Origin of the sequence: Mesorhizobium australicum WSM2073 (genome assembly GCF_000230995.2) — a bacterium.
GTDB classification, from domain to species: Bacteria; Pseudomonadota; Alphaproteobacteria; order Rhizobiales; family Rhizobiaceae; genus Mesorhizobium; species Mesorhizobium australicum.
Map to the genome: position 1 here is coordinate 3,768,856 of NC_019973.1, position 21,029 is coordinate 3,789,884.

Consider the following 21,029-nt stretch of genomic DNA (forward strand, 5'->3'; position numbering starts at 1 on the left):
CTACGCGCCCTCGACGACGGAAAAGCCCTCGAATTGCGGGTGGCCGAGATAGTGGACTTTCGTCGTGCCGACATTCCGGTGGGCGGCGCGGAAGTTCTCCGACTTGGTCCAGGCGACGAAATCATCGTGACTTGCCCACGCCGTGTGCGACGCGAACAGCGTGTAGCCCTCGGTCTCGTTGACCGGGCCGCGCAGCAGGTGAAATTCGCGAAAACCCTTCATCTCGGCCAGGCTGGAGTCGCGGTTCTTCCACATGGCTTCGAAGTTGCCCTCCGAGCCGGTCTGGACCTTGAAGCGGTTCATGGCGATGTACATGGGGTCCCTTTCACGCGGATGTTGATGGTTGCGCCGCAACGTTTGTCCCGGGCCTAGTCAAAACGGGCCGATGCCGACCTCGAACTCCAAGCTCGGGTTCGATGCCTGTGACGGAATTGGAGGGAAGGGAGCGGCCTTGCGCACGATGCCAAGCGCGGCCTCGTCGAAAGTCGGCGATCCTGAGCTTTCCAGAATGCGCAACTGGTCTATGTCGCCCTTCCTGCCTATGGCGAATGCCACAACCGCATTGTTACGCGCGGCCAGTTGCAGCGAAGGCGGGAGAGTACGATTGACGCTGCCGAGTTTTCGAAAGACGTTGCCGCGGTAGCTGTCTTCCGCGGCGCTGCCTTGGTCTTTTTGCCTTTTGCCCTTGCTGGCCGCTTCCGCCAGCCGGTCCTGGCCATCGGCCGTGCCGCTCCGTTCATTCGCTGCTCCAGCAGTGGCAGGGGCAGCCGCCGGAGTTGGCCTTGCAACGGGGATCGGCGGTTGGTCCGGAACGGTGACAGGAATTTCGGTGGTTCCGGCCTGGGCGTTCGGCTGTGCCGGCGTTTCTGTCCTGGCAGCCACGCTCTGGTCATCCGGGCGCGGGGTTGCCGCCACCAGTATGTCCGGCGTGGCCACGGGCTGTTTGACCGGTTCCGCCGAGGGCTCCGAAGCCTGCTTCGCGGCGTCACGGGCAGGCTCGGGAGCGTGTGTCACCGGTTCCTGCGCGGGCTGTGAAGGTGCGGTCGGCGCCGGTCTGGCCGCCTTTGCCGGATGAGGCTTGGCCGTCGGCGGGGGCGGCACCAGCGTGACATTCATTGCCGCCGGGTCCTTGTCCAATGCACTGCCGGCGACCTTGTCACCTTTGTGATCGCCGCCTTCCGACTGCTCTGCCTCCCTGGAATCGAACTTGCCGGCGGACGAGATCAGAAAAGCCGCCGCCACGCCGGCATGGAGCAGGCAGGAGATGGCGATCGCAGCCTGCCACTTGCCGTTGCTGGCTTGCGGTCGTGCCTGGGCAAGTCGCTCTGCCGGCGCTATTGCCAACTCGCTGCCAGCGTCGGGGAGTGGATTGATTTCCTGCATGTCGCGGGCGCGAAATTGCAGCGATACGCGCAGACTTGTCAAATCAAGATCGGCTGCCTCAACCGGTAAGCAATCGAAGCCGGCCAGCGGCCCTGCCACGGTCTTTTCTTATGCGGTCCCACTTCAGACGCCGAAAGCGATGCCGGTCCTGGTGTCCGTCTTCAGCTTGCGCATGCAGGCAGTTGGTTCGACGCCCGTGCCAGCGCAATCCGTTCCGCTGTTGACCAGCACGCGGCTGACCTTGGTGCAGTCGGTGCCGGCCAGGTCAAAGCGTGTCACCTTGGTCTTGCCGTGCGGCAGGTCCTTGAAGTCGAGCACGGTCAGCCGGTCGACGATGCCGGCCTTGTTGAACAGAGCGATCTCGAACGCCGCCTTGGTCAGGTCGGCGCCGAGATTGTTGCTGACCAGGAAGGTCAGCCGGCAGCCCTTGCCGGAAGGCTGCGCGGCATTGAGTTCGAGGGTCAGGACCGGCGCGGACTGCTCAGCCCACGCCGGAATTGTCGTCAGCGACATCGCCAGCGTCGAGGTCAGCAAACGAAGGGATGCCGTCAAGGGCGTCATGGTCAGCCTCCAAAGCGCATGGTTGCCGCTAGCTTCAGCGTGATACCGGGTTCGTAGACCGCAACCGTGGTGCTGCCGTTCAGCGGATTGGCGTATTTGACGTCGAACAGATTGTCGGCGCGGAAATCGACTTTCAGATTGTCGGTCGCCTGATAGCTCGCGAAGGCATTGACCAGTGTGTAGTCCGTCGCAACGGCATTGCCCTTCGGCTTGCCGTTATACTGCACCTCACCGCCGACGGTCAGCTTGTCCTCAAGGAAACGCAGGCCAAGCTGAGCGGTGACCTGAGAGGAGGGAATAGTGGCGAGGTCGGCTTCCACACCCTTGTAGGAAACGGTGTGGCCATCCGTGATCGAGGCCGAGAAGCCGGCATAGCCCCATGCCGCGTCATAGACGCCTTCCAGCTCGAAACCGTTGATCTTGGCCTTGGCGAAATTTTGGTACTGGAAGCAGATCGGGATTCCGGGGCCGAAGGGGCAGCCGCTGCCTGGAGCGAACGGCGACAGCGTTACGCCGTCGATATAGTCGTCGACATCGTTGTTGAAATAGGCTGCTTTCAGGCGCAAGGCGTCGCCCGGTTCGAAGATGTCGTTCTGCTTGTAGTTGACGCCGAACTCGGTCGTCTTGCCGGTTTCAGGCCGCAGATTTGGATTGGGCAGGAACGGGAAGCTGACGCCGGCTGGATGATTGCCGCTGATCAGCGTTTCCGTGATCGAGGGCGAGCGGTAGCCTTCCGCATAAGTGCCGTAGAATTGCAGGCCGGCAAGCCCGGCGCTCTCGAACGGCGAGACACCGACCGTGACGCGCGGGGATAGCCTGTGTCCGGAAATATCGTGCGTGTCATCCTTCAGGCTGTAGCTGTCGTAGCGCAGGCCAGCGATGACTTCGAGCCAGTCCCAGGTGAGCTTGTCCTGGACATAGGCGCCGGACACGTTGCGCTTGCCCGACGGCGTGTAGAAACTGTCGCCCCCGGCCGCGCCACCCGTCTTGACGTTGTCGCCGACCCAATCGCCGCCATAGGTCAGTTCATGCGCGATGCCGTTCGTTTCGAACCGCGACGTGTTCCAGATATCGATGCCGGTCGTGCCGACATCGAATGTCGACAGTGATCCTGCCGGCAGCACCACGGGAAGACCGGTCACCGGATCGAAGCGGTTCTGCGGCGCGAGACTGGTCAGGTCGAGATTGGTCTTGTTGTAGGACGTGTTGATGTGGAGATCGAGCCAGCTCTTGTCTTCGTCCGTGATGTTGTAGCGGGCCGTGAAGGTGTTCGACTTCAGGTCGACATCGTTGACCGGCACGCCGCCGCTGGTCTCGTCCCAGCCGTCGCTCGAACCGACCCAGCCGAGCTTGAGCTCACTGTTCTCGGTTGGCCGGATGGTCGTCTTGAACAGGCCGCTCTGCACGTCGAAGCCGGTGCCGTTGACGGTGTCGCCGTCGCCGTCCTTGTAGTTGTCGTAGTCGCGGTAAACGATGTTGCCCAACACGTCCCAGTTCTCATTGATGCGATAGGCACCGGTGGCGCTGGTGGTCCAGCCCTTGCCGTTGCTCTCGTAGCGTCCGGTGACGGAACCGGCCCAGGTCTCGTCGGGCATAAGGACATCGACCGCATCCTTGGTATCGAAGAAGACGACGCCGCCAATAGCGCCCGAGCCATAGGTGTTGGCGACGGGACCACGGATCACGTCGACGGATTTGACGAGCTCGGGATCGATGTAGAAGGTCGACTGGGTGCCGTGGTCGGAACGCTGGAAATTCTGGCGCGCGCCATCGACGATCACCGCGACGCGGCCGAAATCCTGCAGGCCGCGGATGTTGATGCTGGTGCTGACGCGCCTGGCGTCGGCCTGCGCAGCGACGCCAGGCACACCGAAAAGCATCTCGTTCGGCGTTGTCGCCATGCGGCGATCGAGCTGTTCCTGGTCGACATGGCTGGCCGAGGCCAGCGACTGTATCGCCGTTTCGCCGGTGCGGCTGAGCACCAGGATCCTGTCGAGCAACGTAGCGCCCGCGGGGGCTGCCTTTTGCTGGTCAGTCTTCTTCGATTGATCCGTCTGCTCGCTCGCCGCCTGCGTCGCAGGTTGCGCGTGCGCCGATGGCGCGGATAGAGCGATCGCCGCCACGCTTGCGAGCAAAGCCGCCGCACCGTTCGCCGCCCACCGACGGCGCCGTTCCCAACTTATCAACCCCATGCCCCAACTCCAAATCCCAGGTTCCATGCTGGCTGGCCCGGGGCTTGCTGGCATTTTGATCGTATCCGGCATCTTAAATGTTGACTTATTTAGTCCGGTATTGCACTGACTAGTAAACATGATTATTCAAGTCAAGAATGAATCGGCAATTCGCAACGCCTAGCCAGATGCCCGGCACAGGAAAGGGATCGACCCAGATGAACACGCACAATCCCAACGAGTTTCGCTATCGCGTCCGCCGTTCCGACGATACCTCCACCCGTTTCGATCGGGTCTCGCTGGCGGTGCGGACGCTGTCCAGCAACACGCTGTTCCAGGGCGAGCACGAAATCGGAATCGAGCATCATGGCGCGCTCTACCGGCTGAAGATCACCCGCCAGGGCAAGCTCATTCTCAACAAGTAAGGCAAGGCATCAGGGGTAAAGACATGGACCAGCGCGTAAAACCCGCTCCGCATGAAATCCGGCGGGCCCGGACCGACAATCCGAAAGCGCGCGAGCGTGACCTCGCCGCCCAGCTCGGCATTTCGGAGGCCGAGCTGGTGGCCGCGCATTGCGGCGACGGCGTCGTCCGCGTCGAACCGCGCGTCAACGACCTTCTGACCGGTCTCGAGGCCGTTGGCGAGGTGATGGCGCTGACCCGCAACGAAAGCGCCGTGCACGAGAAGATCGGCGTCTATGACAAGGTCGTCACCGGCAATCACAATGCCATGGTGCTCGGCGAGAACATCGACCTGCGCATTTTTCCGAAAATCTGGGCGCATGGCTTTGCCGTGGAGAAGCGCGACGGCGACGACATCCGCCGCAGCCTGCAGTTCTTCGATGCGGCCGGCGACGCGGTGCACAAGGTGCATCTGCGCCCGGCCTCCAGCCTCCATGCCTACCAGAAACTGGTCGCCTCGCTGGAATCGCCGAACCAGGAGCCGACGATCGACATTTCAGGGACGGTTCTCGATGAGGAAAGCGAGGCCGGGGCATCGACGGCGAGCCTGGACGACCTGCGTGATCGCTGGAGCCGGCTGACGGACGTGCACCAGTTCTTCGGCATGCTGAAAACGCTGAAGCTCAGCCGCCGCCAGGCAGTGCGCATGGTTGGCCAGGACTACGCCTGGCTGCTCGACAATGACGCGGTGCGCGCCATGTTCCATCACGCCGCCGAAAGCGAGATGCCGATCATGTGCTTCGTGGGCAACCGCGGCTGCATCCAGATCCACTCCGGGCCGATCAAATCGATCAAGCCCATGGGGCCGTGGATCAACGTGCTCGACGAGACCTTCCACCTGCACCTGCGCACCGACCACATCCATGAAGTCTGGGCGGTGCGCAAGCCGACCAAGGACGGCCATGTCACATCGCTCGAGGTCTATGCCGCCAATGGCGACATGATCATCCAGTTCTTCGGCAAGCGCCATGAAGGCGAAAGCGAGCGCGAGGACTGGCGTTTTCTGGCCGAGCACCTGCCGCGCATTCCGAACCCGACGGCAGCCTGAGGAGAGTGCGATGCGGTTTGTTTCGAGGCCGTCCGCCCTGCGCGGATCGAGGGTCGGTTATGCAATCGGCCTTTCCATGGCTTTCGCCGCGCTGCAACCAGCCGGCGCCACCGAAGGCGTTTCGGTGTTCGCCGATCCTTCGAAGATCGCCGCTATTGGCGGCTCCATCACCGAGATCGTCTATGCGCTGGGCGAGGAGAGGCATCTGGTGGCGCGCGATTCCACCAGCCTCTATCCAAAGGCCGCGCTCGACCTGCCTGATGTCGGTTACATGCGCCAGCTGTCGCCGGAAGGCGTCTTGTCGGTCAATCCGACGGGCATACTGGCATTGCACGGCAGCGGTCCCAAGGAAGCCGTCGACGTGCTGAAGAAGACGAGCATTCCGTTGATAGAAGTGCCCGAGCAGTACAACCGCGAAGGCATCCTCCAGAAGGTCCGCATTGTCGGCAAGGCGATCGGGGTCGAGGCCAAGGCCGAGGTGCTGGCCAGGGCGCTCGATGCGAAACTCACAGCCGCCGAAAAGCGGACAGCCTCGATCAAGGAGCGCAGGCGCGTGCTGTTCATTCTCTCGACGCAGGGTGGCAAGATCCTGGCGGCCGGCAGCGAAACCGCGGCCGACGGCATGGTCAAGCTGGCGGGCGGGGTCAATGCGGTGGAAGGCTTTTCCGGCTACAAGCAAATGTCGGACGAAGCGATCATCACCGCAAGGCCGGACGTGATCCTGATGATGAGCAATGCCGGGCCGCCGGTCTCGGACGACGAAGTGTTCGGCAATCCATCCATCGCCTCAACGCCGGCCGGAACGGCGCGCAAGCTGATCCGCATCGATGGCGCCTATCTACTCGGCTTCGGGCCGCGCACGGCCGACGCGATCCATGATCTCGCCGTTTCGCTTTATGGCGCACAGGTCACGGACTGAGCATCATGGCCGACCAGTCGATCGCCGGTCCGGCGAAGCCGATTAGGGCATCCGAAGGGGATCGTTCCGGCCGCGCCCGTGCCGTCATCCTTCTGCTGTGCCTGGGCTTGGCGATCGCCATCTTGCTTTCGCTCACATCCGGCGCATCGGATGCATCCGCCGTGACCGTCTTCAGGGATTGGCTCTTTGGCTCCGTCCCCGGCGATGCGGCGCTCAACGCCCGCGACAGCTTGATCGTCCATGACATCCGCATGCCACGCGTCATCCTCGGCATGTTGGTGGGTGCGGCGCTCGCGGTTTGTGGCGCCGTCATGCAAGGACTGTTCCGCAATCCGCTCGCCGAACCCGGTCTGATCGGCGTTTCCGCAGGATCCAGCCTTGGCGCGGTGGTCATCATCGTTCTTGGCGGGACCGTGCTGGCGCCGGTGACCGCCTTGCTCGGAACGCTGGCGCTGCCGCTTGCGGCGTTCGTCGGCGGTCTCGTCACCACATTGGCGCTCTATCAGGTCGCCACGCGACGTGGGCAAACCTCGGTCGCCACCATGCTGCTCGCGGGCATAGCCCTGGCGGCACTTGCCATGGCGCTGACCGGAATCCTCATATTCATGGCCGACGATCGCCAGCTGCGCGACCTGACCTTCTGGTCACTGGGATCGCTCGGCGGTGCGACATGGGCCAAGATAGCTTCCGTAGGACCCATAATCGTCCTGGCACTGGCGGCGATGCCGTTCCTGGCCCGCGGCCTTAACGCGCTGGCGCTGGGCGAAGCGACCGCCGGCCATCTCGGCATTCCGGTGCAGCGGCTGAAATACACCGCCATTATCGGCGTTTCGGCGGCGGTCGGCGCCTCCGTCGCCGTCAGCGGCGGCATCGGCTTCGTCGGCATCGTCGTGCCGCATCTGCTGCGACTGCTGATCGGACCCGACAATCGTTACCTGCTGCCGGCCTCGGCGCTGCTCGGCGCCTCGTTGTTGCTGCTCGCCGATGCGGTCGCCCGCACCATCGTGGCGCCGGCCGAGCTGCCGATCGGCATCGTCACCGCGATATCAGGCGCGCCGTTCTTCCTGTGGATATTGCTGCGCAGGCGCGGCGTGATCGATTTGTGAGGCTGGAATGATCGAGGCGAGGGATGTTTCGGTCGATATTGCCGGCAAGAGAATTGTTGCCGGTGTCGATTTCGATGCGCGGCCGGGCGAGGTGGCCGCAATCGTCGGCCCCAATGGTTCGGGCAAGACGACCTTCCTGAGGGCATTGTCGGGGGACCTCGGCTATACCGGGAGCGTCGTCCTCAACGGCCGCGACCTCGCAGCGATGAAGCCGGTGGAGGTCGCCGTCCAGCGGGCTGTGTTGCCGCAGGCGACGACGCTGTCGTTTCCTTTCACTGTGCGGGAGGTCGTCAGGCTTGGCCTGGTCGGTGGCCGTTCGGGCGTGCTGCCGGGCGAGGACGGACGCCTGCCGGAACGGGCGCTGGCGCGGGTCGATCTCGACGGCTTTGCCGGCCGCTTCTACCAGGAGCTTTCCGGTGGCGAGCAGCAGCGTGTCCAGCTTGCGCGCGTGCTGTGCCAGGTCTGGGCGCCGGTGCTCGACGGCAAGCCGCGCTATCTGTTCCTTGACGAGCCGGTGTCCAGCCTCGACATCAAGCACCAGCTGATCATCATGAACATCGCCCGCGACTTCGCCAGAAGGGGCGGGGGCGTGGTAGCGATCCTGCACGACCTCAATCTGACGGCCATGTACGCTGACCGCATCTTCGTGATACATCGCGGCCGGCTGGCCGCCAGCGGCTTGCCCCGCGACGTGCTGAGTGACGACCTGATCGAGAAGGTGTTCGATTGCCGGCTCAAGGTCGGCGTGCTGCCGGCCGGCAACATGCCGTTCGTGCTCCCGCAATCGTCGGTCAGCTGATATTCAGCCGACACTGCACGATGCGGCAGGGATCAGGCCGCTGGGGCGCGGCGCTCCATCAGCATGTCGATGCCGAGCAGGGCGCGCACATTCGGCCGTGCCGCCACGAGGTCGGCGATCGTGTAACGGGCAAGCACGGCGAAGAAGGCGTTGAGCGCTTCGCGCAATGCGGAGTTCAGCGCGCAGCTGTCGACCAGGGGACATTCGGCGGCATCGTTCTCGAAGCACTCCGCCATGGCAAAACTTTCCTCGGTCACGCGCACAACGTCGAACAGGCTTATCGATTCGGCGGCACGGCCGAGCCGTACCCCTCCGTTCCGGCCGCGCACAGTCTCGACCATGCCATTCTCGACCAGAGGCTGCAGGATTTTGAACAGGAACAGTTCCGACACCGAATAGGCGGCCGCGATCTCCGGTATGCGGCTCAACCGGTCATTGTTGGCGGCGCAATACATCAGAATGCGCATGGCATAGTTGGTTTGGCGCGTAAGCCGCATCTTGTCCTCACTCGGCGCTGATATGATGCAACCACGCCAGATTCTAAACTTTGCTGGCGCGGCCCTCGTCCGGAATCCGGATCGCTGCACTGGTCTCGGCGGAATATGGCCTATACCTTGGAATAATTCCAGACTAGCCGGGCATCATAGATGAATAAACTCGTCAACTTTATGTGCGCCGCCGGGCAAAAGCCGGGACAGACAAACCGGCTGCCACGGGCATTCCGGCGGCCGCGGCACTAGATAGGCCTAATAGACGAGGAGCGGCATGGCTCAATCGGACCAATCCCTGGCGCCAGTGCGGTTCGATGCCGACGCGGGCGCCAAGCTTTCCGCGTTGCGGCGGACAAAGTTCGTCGCCACGGCGGCATTGGCACTCTGCGTGGTGGTCTTTGCCTTGGCCAAGTCCTTCCAGAGCAGCTATCCATGGCTCGGCTTCGTCGCCGCCTTCGCCGAGGCGGCAACGATCGGCGGCCTTGCCGACTGGTACGCGGTGGTGGCGCTGTTCAAACGGCCGCTCGGGTTGCCCATCCCGCACACCGCCATCATCCCGAAAAACCAGGACCGTATCGCCGACAATCTCGGCCGTTTCATCGAGGCCAATTTCCTGGCGCCGGAACCGGTGCGTGAAAAACTCGCCGAGGTCGATTTTTCGGCGCTCGTGGCCGACTGGCTGGCCGATGCCGAACGCGCCGCCGGCCTGTCGCGCTTCGTCGTGCGGCTGGTGCCGCAGACGCTTGCCGCCGTCGAACAATCCGGTCTGCGCGGCTTCGTCACCAGCCGCATGCTCGAACAGATCGAAAAGGTGCCGCTGGCGCCACTTGCGGCCGAACTTCTGTCCGCGCTCACCGACGACCGCCGCCACCAGAAGCTGTTCGACGAGTTCATCAAGGTCATCGGCCGGTTCCTCAACGACGAACAGGCGCTGGCGACGATGCGCGACAAGATCCGCGAGGAACTCCCGTCGCTATTCAACCTGTTCCGGGCCGACGCCTATCTCCTGAAGAAGATCGTCGCTTCGGCTGGCTCCTTGCTGGACGAGGTGCGTGCCGATCCAGATCACCCGATGCGCGCCGAATTCGACCGTTTCGCGCAAAGTTTCGTCGAGCGGCTGCGCACGTCCAAGCAATATGCCAGGCGAGCGGAGAAAATGAAGCGCGACTTCCTCGCCAGACCGGAAATCAGGGCGCTGGCCGGCGACATGTGGGAGAGCCTCAGCCTGTTCATCGAGCAGGACGCCAAGGCGCCGAATTCGTTGATCAGGGAGCATCTGGCCAACATGTTTGTCGAAGTCGGCCGCCATCTTGCCGGAGACGCGCAGATCCGGGCCGACATGAACCAAGGCTTCGTGGTGGCGCTGGCCTCCTTCGTCGAAAGCCAGAAGAGCGGTGTGTCGAAATTCATCGCCGACCAGGTCAAGCGCTGGGACCTGGCCCAACTGACACGCCTGATCGAGATGAACATTGGCAGGGACCTGCAATATATCCGCTTCAACGGCATGATCATCGGTGGGCTGGCGGGCATCATACTTTACACGATCGAGTTGCTGCTCCCGGTCAATTGATCCCTAGCGATCGCCTAGGCCCGTGTTCGAAATGGACACGAGGCGTTCGAGTGCTATTCTCCTCGATGAGGGCGTCCGCGACCGCGGCAAAGGGGAGATGACAATCATGGCCAGACAATCGGAATCCGATTCCTTCATGGAAATGTTCGGCAGGTTCGGCCGTGACCTGAAGGTGCCGAATGTGGATGTCGAAGCGATTCTTGCGCATCACCGCAAGAATCTCGAAGCCTTGGAGAAATCCGCGCGTGCCGGGGCGGCTGGGACGTCCTCGCTGTTGTCTAGGCAACGCGAAATGCTGCAGGACACGCTGCGCGAAATCGCCGACATGGCGCAGAGCTACCGCGCACCGGGCAATCCGCAGGAGTTGATGGCCAAGCAGACCGAGTTTGCCAGAAAATCCTTCGAGGTGGCGCTCAAGAACGCCGGTGAAGTGGCTGAGCTAGCCAGGAAATCAGGCACCGAATCGATCGACATCCTGCGCGCACGCATCAAGGAGGCGATGGAGGAGGTCCGCGCCGGTTACGGGCAGAAGTAGGTTCTCATGGGCTGTCGTTCCGCTCTCGGCCGGGCACACCCCGTTCCCGATACCGTAACCCTTCGCACAGTTGCATTAGCGCCACGCCATAAGCTCCCGGCAGTCTGAAAGGTCGGAAAAGTCCCAATTCGCCTGCCATCGCATGGCAAGACATGGCACGAGTGAGCGCGAATGCGCCGGAACGGATTTGCGAGGGACGAATTGACAGAGGCCGCCGGTTCGTGGTCCGGAAGCTTTGGAAGCGATCGGGAAAGCAGGCATGACGGAAGTACGGCCTAAAACGCCGCCAACCTACGAGCAGCTGAGAACGATGTCCGGGCAGGAGCTCGGCGTCTCGGAATGGACCACGGTCGACCAGAACCGTATCAACCAGTTCGCCGAATGCACGGGCGACCATCAATGGATCCACGTCGATCCTGAACGGGCGCGGCGGCAAAGCCCGTTCCGCACCACGATCGCGCATGGCTATCTGACACTGTCGATCATCGGCGCGCTGGCCCTCGAAATGGGGATCGTGCCCGAGAATACGCAGGCCGCCTTCAACTATGGTTTCGACAAGGTGCGTTTCCTGGCGCCGGTCAAGGTCGGCGCACGCATTCGCTTGCGCACGAAGCTGCTTTCCATGGAAGACAAAGGCCCGGGCCAGTATCTGATGAAGGCAGCCAACACGGTCGAGATCGAAGGCGAGGAAAAGCCGGCGCTGATGGCTGAAACACTCGTCATGCTCTACGAGCGCCGCAAACGGGCAGGGGCCTGAACGGCGCCCGCTAGGCTCCTTGCGTCAATTCCTTCAGCTGTTCTTGTGCGGCAAGGAATAGGCCCAGATCTGGGTATGGCATTTCGGAAAAGGCATGATTGAGCATCCGCGCAAATGGTGAGATTTGGCGGCGTTCTGCCGTTTCATGGATGGTCTGATTTGATGGGGCAGAAGGCCGCAACAACGAGGTGTTGTCGCGGCTTATTTGTCTGCTGACTTGGTGGTTCCCATATCAGCGAGTCATCGCCGTTTCGAGCGCCTTGAAAATCCGCTCGTCCGCGCACTGGGCGACGTTGAAGCGCAGGAAGCGGCTGGCGGACTGCGACAGGCTGAACGCATTGCCGGGCGCCAGCACGATGTTGTCGGCGAGCGCACTGCGGGCGATTTCGGCCGCGTCCACGCCTTCCGGCAGGGTGCACCACAGGAACAGCCCAGCCGGCTGCTCGATCCAGGGCGTGATGCCGATCGCCTTCAGCCGGGCGCTGGTCTCGCCCATGGCCCGCGAAAGGCGGGCGCGCAGCAAATCCATGTGCTTTCGGTAGCTGCCGTCCTTCAGCAGCGTCAGCACAAGTTCGGCCGCCAGCCGTCCGCCGCCGAAAGTCGTGGCGATCTTGAGGTCGGTCAGCCCCTCGATCCAGTCACGGGGCGCGGCGATGAAACCGCAGCGGACCGACGCCGACAGCGTCTTGGAGAAACTGCCGATCTGGACGACGCGACTAAGGCCGTCGAACGCCGCTAGCCTTGGGGCGGGAATGTGCTCGAAATCGGCGAAGATATCATCCTCGACGATGGTCAGATCCGACTGGTCGGCCAGTTTGAGCAAACGATGGGCCGTCACCGGAGACAGGATCGCGCCGGTCGGGTTATGGATGGCCGAGTTGGTGATGTAGAGGCGCGGCCGGTGTTCGGCCAGCGCCTGGGCGAACAGCTCGATGTCCGGCCCCGATGGCGTGTAGGGCACGCTGACGACCTTGGCGCGGTGGGCGCGCAGCAGAGCATGGAAATTGAAGTAGCAGGGATCGTCGACCAACACGGTGTCGCCCGGCTCGATCAGGAACCGGCAGAGCAGGTCGATGGCCTGGGTGCACGATTCCGTCAGCATGATCTGGTCGGGGAAGGCTTCGATGCCGTGCCCGGCCATGCGCCGCGCCAGCAATTGCCGCAGCGGCGGCAGCCCGAGCGGCGTGCCGTAATCTGCGAGCGCGACATCGTCGGCACGCGCGACAGTGCGCAATGCCCGGCGCAGCCCGGCCTGTGGCATCCATGAAGCCGGCAGCCAGCCGCAGCCGGGTTTCAGGACCTCGTCGCCAGCCTCCAGGGACTGGCGCGAGACCCAGAGCGGATCGACGGCACGGTCGAGCCGGGGACCGATCTCGGCGAGCGACAGCGGTGCCAGCGACCCGGCGGCATAAAAACCGGAACCGGGCCGCGAACGGATCGCGCCTTCGGCGGCAAGCCGTTCGTAGGCCTCGACCACGGTGGATTTCGACACCTGCATGGATTTGGCGAAAGCGCGGATCGAGGGCAACCTTGCTCCAGGCGTCAGGCTGCGCGCGGCAATCCGCTGCCGGATGGCGGCCATGACCCCTTCGACGAGAGTTCCGCCTCTGTCGAGCCTCACTGCTTCGTCCATCTGTACCTTCCAGAAAACCATGACAGTTTTATCGAATTGTACTGCATTGTCTCTGGTGGCGCCATAGCCGCGGGCCCCATAGAGGGGCGAAACAAACGGAGCCTGCGATGGACAAGACGGCGAGCGGCTGGGTGAGCGGATTTATCGGCGTGCTGATTTTCAGCGGTTCGTTGCCGGCGACGCGCGTGGCGGTGATGGATCTCGACCCGATATTCCTGACGTCGGCCCGCGCGGTCATTGCCGGCCTGCTCGGTCTCGCGCTGCTGCTTATGTCCCGCGAGAAGCGCCCCGGGCGTCATGACTTGCTGTCGCTCGTCATCGTTGCGCTTGGCGTGGTCGTCGGCTTTCCCTTGCTGACGGCATTGGCGCTGAAGCATGTCACCTCGGCCCACTCCATCATCTTCGTCGGCCTGCTGCCGCTGGCGACCGCGATCTTCGGCGTGCTGCGCGGCGGTGAACGGCCTCGTCCGGCCTTCTGGCTATTCTCATGCCTGGGCAGTGCGCTGGTGGCGGGCTTCGCGCTTGCGCAAGGCGTGACGGCTTCGCCGGTCGGCGATGGGCTGATGCTTGCGGCCATCGTCGCCTGCGGCCTTGGCTACGCCGAGGGTGCCGCGCTGTCGCGCAAGCTCGGGGGCTGGCAAGTGATCTGCTGGGCGCTGGTGCTGTCCCTGCCGGTCATGCTGGTGCTGACTTTTGCGACCCTGCCGCCATCCTTCGCCAGCGTAGGCTCCAATGCCTGGATTGGCCTTGGCTATGTCTCGCTGTTCAGCATGCTGATCGGCTTCGTGTTCTGGTATCGAGGCCTGGCGCAAGGCGGCATTGCGGCGGTGGGGCAGTTGCAGCTTCTGCAACCGTTCTTCGGGCTCGCACTGGCGGCGACGCTGCTGCATGAACAGGTCAGCCCGATGATGATCGTCGTCACGCTCGGCGTGGTGCTTTGCGTTTTCGGCGCGAAGAAGTTTGCCAAGCAGGATTTGCCGCGTCGTGCGGCTGCATAGCGGTGCCGACCCTCACGAGAACTTCGTTACCACCCCAATGCCGATACCCTCGAAGCCGCCCATCGCCATCAAGGCCGCTGGCGCTTCGTCGAGGCTGATCTTCTTGCCGACCAGCAGTTCGGGTTTGAGCTTGCCGTGGCGGATCATCTCCATCATCGCGGGGTAGCGATAGGCCTGCATGCCGTGACTGCCGAGGATTTCGAGTTCGAAGGCGATCACCTTGTCCATCGGCACCTGCGGGCGGGCGTGTTCGCCCAGCATCAAGCCGACCTGCACGTGACGGCCGCGCCGGCGCAGGTTGGCGATCGAGTTGAAGGACGTCGTCGGATGGCCGAGCGCGTCCATCGACATGTGAGCGCCACCATTGGTGATCTGCTTGACGGCCTTGACGACGTTCGGCGTCGTCGAAGCGTTGATGGTCGCCACGGCGCCGATCTGTTTGGCGAAGTCCAGCTTTTCCTCGGTGAGGTCGATGGCGATGACGTTGGCGCCCATCGAACTGGCGATCATGATTGCCGACAGGCCGACGCCGCCGCAGCCATGCACCGCCACCCATTCGCCGGGCTTTACCCGGCCCTGATCGACAATGGCGCGGAACGATGTGACGAAGCGGCAGCCGAGGCTGGCGGCGGTGGCGAATTCCATTTCGTCGGGCAGGCGCACGAGATTGGTATCGGCGTGTTCGATAGCGACATATTCGGCGAATGAGCCCCAGGTGTTGAAGCCAGGCTGGGACTGGTGTTCGCAGACCTGGTGATTGCCTGATGTGCATTCGAAGCAGTGGCCGCAGCCGACGGCAAACGGCACGGTGACGCGTTCGCCCGCCTTCCAGCGGGTGACGTGCTTGCCGGCGGCAACCACGACGCCGGCCAGTTCGTGGCCCGGCACATGCGGCAGGCGGATATCGGCGTCATGGCCCATCCAGCCGTGCCAGTCGCTGCGGCAGAGCCCGGTCGCCTCGACCTTGATGACGACGCCATCGGCCGCCGGCTTGGGGTCTGGCACGGTCTGGATCGTCGGCGCTTCGCCGAATTTCTCGAAGACGACGGCTTTCATCGTTCATTCCACCCTAGAGACGACACTCACTGTGGGAAACGATAGCCGATTCCCTGTTCGGTCAAGCGGAAATCGACTCCGCCAGGCTGGCCAGCCTGCGGACCCTGCGGTCAGCTGTTTTCCTGGTTGCGGAAATCGGCAAGCCGGGTGTCACCGGGGGCAAGCAGGCGGCCGTCTTCTGCGTGCACTTCAAGACGCCTTATCGGCCGGCCACTCTCCGTGTCGACCATGAAGGTGTAGGGCTCGCCCGGACCGGAGAAATAGGTCTCGCCCCATTGCCGCAAGGCGATCAGCACGTAGAACAGGCCGCGTCCTTTTTGCGTCAGCACATATTCATGATGCGCGCTGCCGTCGGGGGCCGGGACGGTTTCGAGGATGCCGTGCGTAACCAGATTTCGGAGCCGCGCCGACAGGATGTTCTTGGCAACGCCCAGGCTCTTTTGGAACTCGCCGAAGCGTCGCAACCCGTCGAACGCGTCGCGCACGATGAGCAGCGACCACCAGTCGCCGATCGCATCCAGCGGTCGCGCGATCAGGCAATCCGCACTCTGGTGGCTCGTTCGTTTCACCATGGCTTTCGTTGGTCCAGATTGTTCATTTTGGTTGCAAGATAAAACTGTTTTGTTTATCCCACAAGTGGTTTCAAATTGAAACCTTTTCTGGAGAGCCTCATGAATATACAGGTGGTGAACGGCGCGGCAGCGAAGGCGGCGCAGCCCGAAGAGCCGAGGCAAGTCACACCGGGATTGTCCGGAATGACAGCGCTGGTCTTCGCCATCGCCTGTGGCCTGAGCGTCGCCAATGTCTATTTCGCCCATCCGCTGCTCGACGCCATGGCGCATGATTTTGCCATTGCGCCGGCCTCGATCGGCATCGTGGTGACGGTCACGCAGGTCGGCTATGCGCTTGGCCTGTTCTTCATCGTGCCGCTGGGCGACCTGTTCGATCGCCGCAAGCTGATTGCCGGCCAGGCGATCCTTTCGGCCGTGGCGCTGATAGCCGTTGGACTTGCACCGAACGCGGCGATGCTGCTGGCGAGCCTCGCGGCGGTCGGGCTGCTTGCCGTGATGGTGCAGGTACTGGTTGCCTACGCGGCCGATCTCGCCGCGCCGTCGCAGCGGGGGCGGGCGGTCGGCACCGTCACCAGCGGCGTCATAACAGGCATCCTGCTTGCCCGCTTCGTCGCCGGCATCGTCGCCGATCTCGCCGGCTGGCGCTGGGTCTATCTTGTCTCGGCCGGCCTTACACTTGTCATGGCGGTTGTTCTCCACACCATCCTGCCGCGCCACGAGGCAGAGCGGCCGCGCACCTCCTATGTCAGGCTGTTGGGCTCGATGGTGCTGCTGTTCGTGCGGGAACCGCTGCTGCGCGTGCGCGCGGTGCTCGCCTTGCTGATCTTCGCCAGCTTCAACGTGCTGTGGGCACCGCTGGTGCTGCCGCTCAGCACGCCGCCATTTTCACTGTCGCACACCGCGATCGGGCTGTTCGGCCTTGCCGGTGTCGCCGGCGCGCTGGGAGCGCGATGGACAGGCGGCCTTGTCGATCGCGGGCATGGTCAACTGGTCACTGGCCTCAGCCTGCTTATGATGGCGGCGGCCTGGCTGCCTATCGCCTTCATGGGCATGTCACTATGGTTGCTTGTCGCCGGCATCGTCATGCTGGATCTGGCAATCCAGGCCGTCCACGTCACCAATCAGAGCCTGATTTTCTCCCGTCGGCCGGATGCACGCAGCCGGCTGGTCGGCGGCTACATGATCTTCTACTCGGTCGGCAGTGCGCTCGGCTCGATCGCCTCGACCATGGCCTTTGCCGCGGCCGGCTGGAGCGGGGTCTCGTTGCTCGGCGCCGGCATCGGCTTGACGGCGCTATTGTTCTGGGCGCTGACGCTGCGCGTTGGCCGGTGAGCCCTTACTCGGCGTCGATCTGGTTCTGTGGCGCGGCTTTCTGGAAAGCGGGTAGCGCCACGCAGGCGGCGTTGATGCGCGCGATTGTCGGATAGGGCGTCATGTCGACGCCGAAGCGGGCGTTGCTGGTGACTTGCGCGGCAAGGCAGATGTCGGCCAGCCCCGCCGCCTCGCCATGGCAGAATGTGCCGGTTTCGGGCGACGCGGTGAGCAATTTTTCGAGCGGTCCAAATCCTTCATTGACCCAATGCCGGAACCAGTTGGCGACATCCTGGTCGCCGGCGCCGAACAGGGTGCGCAGCGAAGCCAGCACGCGCAGATTGTTCACCGGGTGGATGTCGCAGGCGATCATCTGCGCCAGCATTCTCACTCGTGCCCGGCTCGGCGGATCCTTCGGCAATAGCGGGGGTTCAGGTATGGTCTCGTCGAGAAACTCGATGATCGCCAGCGATTGCGTCAGGAGCATCCCGTCGCTCCAGATCAGTGCCGGCACCAGCCCTTGCGGATTGACCGCGAGATAGGCCGCCTCCAGATGCTCGCCATGGCGCAGGTGATGCGGGATGTAGTGATAGCCCACCCCTTTCATCTCCAGGGCAATCCGCACCCGGTGCGAGGTGGAGGAGCGGAAGTAGTTGTGCAGGACAATGTCGCTCATGCGTCACTTCCGCTGGCCGATGGTCAGTTCGATCGTGCCGATGCCGTCGACACCGCCTGATATCGTTTCACCCGGCTTGATCGCGCCGACACCGGCGGGCGTGCCGGTGAAGATCAGGTCGCCAGCCTGCAATTCCACGCCTTCGCTGCAGATCGAGACGATGTCCGATACCGGCCAGATCAGTTCGGCGAGGTCGGCATCCTGTTTCACCGCGCCGTCGACGGCGAGCCAGATGCGTCCCTTGGCCGGGTGCCCGGATTTCCGTGCGGCAACCAGCGGGCCGCAGGGCGCGGAACGGTCGAAGGCCTTCGACCAGTCCCAGGGCCGCGCCGCCTTCTTGGCGGCATCCTGGAGATCGCGGCGGGTGAGATCGATGCCGACGCCATAGCCCCAGACATGGTCCAGCGCTTTGTCGCGGGAAATGCGAAAGCCTGAGGTGCCGATCGCCACCACCAGTTCGATCTCGAAGTGGAGGTTTTCCGTCAGCGGCGGGTAGGGGATATCAGTGCCGGAATCGACCACCGCGTCGGCCGGCTTGGTGAAGAAGAAGGGCGGATCGCGATCGTCATTGCCGAACTCGCGCGCATGTGCCGCATAGTTGCGGCCGACGCAGAAAATGCGCCGCACGGCAAAGCGTTCGCCGGAACCCGCAGTGGCGACGGAAGGCGTTGGCGGGGCGGGAAGGACAAAGGCGGTCATGGCGGTCTCTGCGTTTGGCGGGGAGTCGGCGGCACATTCGGCCGATTTCCAGGGGCGGGCAAGGCGTCGCTTTTGATAAAGCATGGGCTTCGGCTAGGCTGTATAAGGAATTCAGGCTTCCGATCATTTTTTTGCAGCGATGAAACCTGTTCGACGGCGATAGACTATTTGCCAATAATCCGGCCATGGTCAGGAGACTATGGTGTGCCCGGTAAACCGGAACGAGCCCTATGACAGCCCCTACCGATCGCGTCCGGTTCCTTATCATCGACGATCATCCGCTGTTTCGCGAGGCGCTGCACAGCGCCGTTCAAATGGCTTATCCCGAGGTCGACACAGTCGAAGCGCGCTCGATCGCCGAGGCGCTGGACTTGCTGGCCGACGCAAAGCCTTTCGACCTTGCGCTTCTGGACCTCAGCATGCCCGACGTGCACGGCTTCGAGGGGTTGTTGCAGCTCAGGACCCGCTATCCGCGCCTGCCAGTGGTGATCGTGTCGGGTTATGAGGAGCCTCGCATCATTTCCGAGGCCTTGTCCTACGGCGCTGCCGGCTTCATTCCGAAATCGGCGCGCAAGAGCGATCTCGCCGCCGCCATTCGCTCGGTGATGGACGGCGCGATCTATGTGCCTGAAACCTATGAGGGCCTGCCGCCGGGCGCCGACAGCACCGATCGCGCCGATATGGTGCAGCGGCTTTCCAAGCTGACGCCGCAGCAATTGCGCGTGCTGCAGATGCTGCGCCAGGGCCTGCTCAACAAGCAGATCGCCTACGAGCTGCAGGTCGGCGAGACCACGGTGAAGGCGCATGTGTCGGAGATCCTGCGCAAGCTCAATGTGTATAGCCGCACGCAAGCGGTGATCGAGGTGTCGAAGCTGGACAGCGCCGAGCTGTTCCGGGATCAGGTAGGGTTTTGAGCCAACCCTCCCGCTATGCCAGCAGATGCGCCAGCAGGGCGCGCAGTTGCGCCGGCTTCACCGGCTTGCGCATCAGTTCGATGCCGCCGGCCCGTGCTGCCTTGGCCACGGCTTCGGAGCTGTCGGCGGTGACAATCAGCGCCGGCACGGCGCGGCCGAGATAGTCGCGGACCTCCGATATGGTGGTGGTGCCGAGATCGCCGCCGTCGAGATGCTGGTCGGCAATGACGATGTCGGGCAGCCAGTCGGTGTCGCCAAGCATGTCCAGCGCATCGGCGGTGGAGGTCGCCGCGCGTACCAGGCACTGCCAGCGTTCGAGCAGGAAGGTCATGGCTTCCAGCACTTCGGCGTCGTTTTCGACCAGCAGCACCTTGGTGCCGAACAGGCCGTAGCCGCGCGGCCGCTCCATGCTGGCGGCGCTGGCGATGGCGTCGGCCGGCGCGCCGAGGCCGACGGGGACATCGATGTGGAAGATGGTACCGCGGCCGACCCTGGATGAAAACGTGACGGGATGGCCGAGCGCGCCGGCCATGCGGCGCACGATGGCGAGCCCCAGCCCAAGACCGCCGCCGTCGAGTTCGGCGGTAGCCGGCAAGGTGCCGCGATGGAACTCCTCGAACACCGCTTCGCGCTGATCCTCGGGGATGCCGCAGCCCGTGTCGGCGACATCGATGCGGATGGTGTCGCCGCGATGGCGTGTGCCGACAAGGACGCCGCCCGAGCGCGTATAGCCCAGCGCGTTGGAAAGGATGTTCTGCAGGATGCGGCGCAGCAGCGTCCTGTCCGAGCGGACCACGGCATTGACCGGCCGGAATTTCAGCGACAGCGCCTTCAATTCCGCCACAGGCTGGAAATCCGAGCGCAGGGACGAGAACAGCGCCTCCAGGCTGACGTCGCCAATGTCGGGCTGAACCACGCCGGCGTCGAGCTTGGAGATGTCGAGCAAGGTGCGCAGCAGGTCTTCCATCGTTTCCAGCGAGCGCTCGACCTGCCGCACGAGCTTCTTTCCCTCTTCGCTGGTCTGCACCTCGGCAAGGGCTGAGACGGAGAGATGGGCGGCGTTCAGCGGCTGCAGCACGTCGTGGCTGGCCGCAGCCAGAAACCGTGTCTTGGACAGGTTCGCCTGTTCGGCGTTTTCCTTGGCGGCGCTGAGATCGATGTTCGACTGCTCCAGCCGCCGCAACGTCGAATGCAGTTCCTCGGTGCGCGTACGCACCCGGCTTTCCAACGAGATCGCCGTCTGGAACAGCGAAAAGGCATTGCCTTGCTGGTCCATCGAGCGCTCGACGCGGCTGACCAGGGCGGCGTTGATCTTCTTCAGCCTGTCGAGATCGTTTATGTTCCTGAGCGGCATGCTGTTGCGCCGCC

22 protein-coding genes are annotated in these 21,029 nt (G+C 63.5%); 11 read left to right on the plus strand and 11 right to left on the minus strand.

The genetic code is table 11. From position 1 onward, the window contains the following. The 4 genes from hmuQ to MESAU_RS18055 all read right to left on the minus strand — a co-directional run bounded on the left by hmuQ (position 1) and on the right by MESAU_RS18055 (position 4,136). Positions 1 to 315, minus strand: coding sequence for a heme-degrading protein HmuQ (gene hmuQ / locus MESAU_RS18040; RefSeq protein ID WP_015317479.1), 315 nt, complete (start codon positions 313 to 315; stop codon positions 1 to 3). Between the two features lie 57 nt (positions 316 to 372). After that, positions 373 to 1,425, minus strand: a complete 1,053-nt coding sequence (locus MESAU_RS18045) for an energy transducer TonB (protein WP_224595117.1) — start codon at positions 1,423 to 1,425, stop codon at positions 373 to 375. Between the two features lie 81 nt (positions 1,426 to 1,506). Beyond that, entirely contained in the window at positions 1,507 to 1,944 is a 438-nt protein-coding gene (locus MESAU_RS18050; RefSeq protein ID WP_015317481.1) for a hypothetical protein, read from the minus strand. Between the two features lie 2 nt (positions 1,945 to 1,946). After that, complete coding sequence (locus tag MESAU_RS18055; RefSeq protein ID WP_015317482.1) at positions 1,947 to 4,136, minus strand: TonB-dependent hemoglobin/transferrin/lactoferrin family receptor; 2,190 nt, start codon at positions 4,134 to 4,136, stop codon at positions 1,947 to 1,949. A gap of 197 nt (positions 4,137 to 4,333) precedes the next feature. Here MESAU_RS18055 and hemP point away from each other — a divergent pair, with 197 nt between their 5' ends. From hemP to MESAU_RS18080, 5 genes are read left to right on the plus strand one after another with little or no spacing between them, the layout of a single operon-like run. After that, positions 4,334 to 4,540, plus strand: coding sequence for a hemin uptake protein HemP (gene hemP, locus MESAU_RS18060; RefSeq protein ID WP_015317483.1), 207 nt, complete (start codon positions 4,334 to 4,336; stop codon positions 4,538 to 4,540). 23 nt (positions 4,541 to 4,563) lie between these two features. Beyond that, positions 4,564 to 5,625 (plus strand): hemin-degrading factor, encoded by a 1,062-nt coding sequence (locus MESAU_RS18065; protein WP_015317484.1) that lies wholly within the window; start codon positions 4,564 to 4,566, stop codon positions 5,623 to 5,625. A gap of 10 nt (positions 5,626 to 5,635) precedes the next feature. Further along, entirely contained in the window at positions 5,636 to 6,544 is a 909-nt protein-coding gene (locus MESAU_RS18070; RefSeq protein WP_015317485.1) for a heme/hemin ABC transporter substrate-binding protein, read from the plus strand. 5 nt (positions 6,545 to 6,549) lie between these two features. Beyond that, complete coding sequence (locus MESAU_RS18075) at positions 6,550 to 7,650, plus strand: FecCD family ABC transporter permease (RefSeq protein ID WP_015317486.1); 1,101 nt, start codon at positions 6,550 to 6,552, stop codon at positions 7,648 to 7,650. 7 nt (positions 7,651 to 7,657) lie between these two features. After that, on the plus strand, positions 7,658 to 8,449 hold the full coding sequence (locus tag MESAU_RS18080) for a heme ABC transporter ATP-binding protein (protein WP_015317487.1): 792 nt from the start codon (positions 7,658 to 7,660) through the stop codon (positions 8,447 to 8,449). Between the two features lie 32 nt (positions 8,450 to 8,481). Here MESAU_RS18080 and rirA read toward each other — a convergent pair whose 3' ends face one another. Continuing rightward, positions 8,482 to 8,946, minus strand: coding sequence for an iron-responsive transcriptional regulator RirA (gene rirA / locus MESAU_RS18085; RefSeq protein WP_015317488.1), 465 nt, complete (start codon positions 8,944 to 8,946; stop codon positions 8,482 to 8,484). 268 nt (positions 8,947 to 9,214) lie between these two features. On the opposite strand from rirA, the gene MESAU_RS18090 reads away from it, so the two are divergent. The 3 genes from MESAU_RS18090 to MESAU_RS18100 all read left to right on the plus strand — a co-directional run bounded on the left by MESAU_RS18090 (position 9,215) and on the right by MESAU_RS18100 (position 11,802). After that, positions 9,215 to 10,510 carry a DUF445 domain-containing protein gene (locus MESAU_RS18090; protein WP_015317489.1) on the plus strand — a complete coding sequence of 432 codons (1,296 nt, stop codon included), beginning with the start codon at positions 9,215 to 9,217 and terminating at the stop codon, positions 10,508 to 10,510. 106 nt (positions 10,511 to 10,616) lie between these two features. Further along, positions 10,617 to 11,045: a phasin family protein gene (locus MESAU_RS18095; protein WP_041163820.1), complete on the plus strand. Its 429-nt coding sequence runs from the start codon at positions 10,617 to 10,619 to the stop codon at positions 11,043 to 11,045. 259 nt (positions 11,046 to 11,304) lie between these two features. Further along, complete coding sequence (locus MESAU_RS18100; RefSeq protein ID WP_015317491.1) at positions 11,305 to 11,802, plus strand: MaoC family dehydratase; 498 nt, start codon at positions 11,305 to 11,307, stop codon at positions 11,800 to 11,802. A gap of 232 nt (positions 11,803 to 12,034) precedes the next feature. Here the strand turns inward: MESAU_RS18100 and MESAU_RS18105 are convergent, their stop codons facing one another. Beyond that, on the minus strand, positions 12,035 to 13,435 hold the full coding sequence (locus MESAU_RS18105) for an aminotransferase-like domain-containing protein (protein WP_015317492.1): 1,401 nt from the start codon (positions 13,433 to 13,435) through the stop codon (positions 12,035 to 12,037). A gap of 107 nt (positions 13,436 to 13,542) precedes the next feature. On the opposite strand from MESAU_RS18105, the gene MESAU_RS18110 reads away from it, so the two are divergent. Beyond that, positions 13,543 to 14,433: a DMT family transporter gene (locus tag MESAU_RS18110; RefSeq protein WP_015317493.1), complete on the plus strand. Its 891-nt coding sequence runs from the start codon at positions 13,543 to 13,545 to the stop codon at positions 14,431 to 14,433. A 12-nt stretch (positions 14,434 to 14,445) separates the two neighbouring features. On the opposite strand, the gene MESAU_RS18115 is transcribed toward MESAU_RS18110, so the two are convergent. Beyond that, on the minus strand, positions 14,446 to 15,489 hold the full coding sequence (locus tag MESAU_RS18115; protein WP_015317494.1) for a zinc-dependent alcohol dehydrogenase family protein: 1,044 nt from the start codon (positions 15,487 to 15,489) through the stop codon (positions 14,446 to 14,448). Between the two features lie 110 nt (positions 15,490 to 15,599). Then, positions 15,600 to 16,061 carry a winged helix-turn-helix transcriptional regulator gene (locus tag MESAU_RS18120; protein WP_015317495.1) on the minus strand — a complete coding sequence of 154 codons (462 nt, stop codon included), beginning with the start codon at positions 16,059 to 16,061 and terminating at the stop codon, positions 15,600 to 15,602. Between the two features lie 99 nt (positions 16,062 to 16,160). Between MESAU_RS18120 and MESAU_RS18125 the strand changes: the two genes are divergently transcribed. Further along, positions 16,161 to 17,393: an MFS transporter gene (locus MESAU_RS18125; protein ID WP_015317496.1), complete on the plus strand. Its 1,233-nt coding sequence runs from the start codon at positions 16,161 to 16,163 to the stop codon at positions 17,391 to 17,393. A 4-nt stretch (positions 17,394 to 17,397) separates the two neighbouring features. On the opposite strand, the gene maiA is transcribed toward MESAU_RS18125, so the two are convergent. Further along, positions 17,398 to 18,048 carry a maleylacetoacetate isomerase gene (gene maiA, locus MESAU_RS18130; RefSeq protein WP_015317497.1) on the minus strand — a complete coding sequence of 217 codons (651 nt, stop codon included), beginning with the start codon at positions 18,046 to 18,048 and terminating at the stop codon, positions 17,398 to 17,400. A gap of 3 nt (positions 18,049 to 18,051) precedes the next feature. Then, positions 18,052 to 18,747 carry a fumarylacetoacetate hydrolase family protein gene (locus MESAU_RS18135; protein WP_015317498.1) on the minus strand — a complete coding sequence of 232 codons (696 nt, stop codon included), beginning with the start codon at positions 18,745 to 18,747 and terminating at the stop codon, positions 18,052 to 18,054. A gap of 230 nt (positions 18,748 to 18,977) precedes the next feature. On the opposite strand from MESAU_RS18135, the gene MESAU_RS18140 reads away from it, so the two are divergent. Further along, complete coding sequence (locus MESAU_RS18140) at positions 18,978 to 19,661, plus strand: response regulator (RefSeq protein WP_015317499.1); 684 nt, start codon at positions 18,978 to 18,980, stop codon at positions 19,659 to 19,661. 13 nt (positions 19,662 to 19,674) lie between these two features. On the opposite strand, the gene MESAU_RS18145 is transcribed toward MESAU_RS18140, so the two are convergent. Then, positions 19,675 to 21,015, minus strand: coding sequence for a hybrid sensor histidine kinase/response regulator (locus MESAU_RS18145; RefSeq protein ID WP_015317500.1), 1,341 nt, complete (start codon positions 21,013 to 21,015; stop codon positions 19,675 to 19,677). Between the last annotated feature and the right edge of the window lie 14 nt (positions 21,016 to 21,029).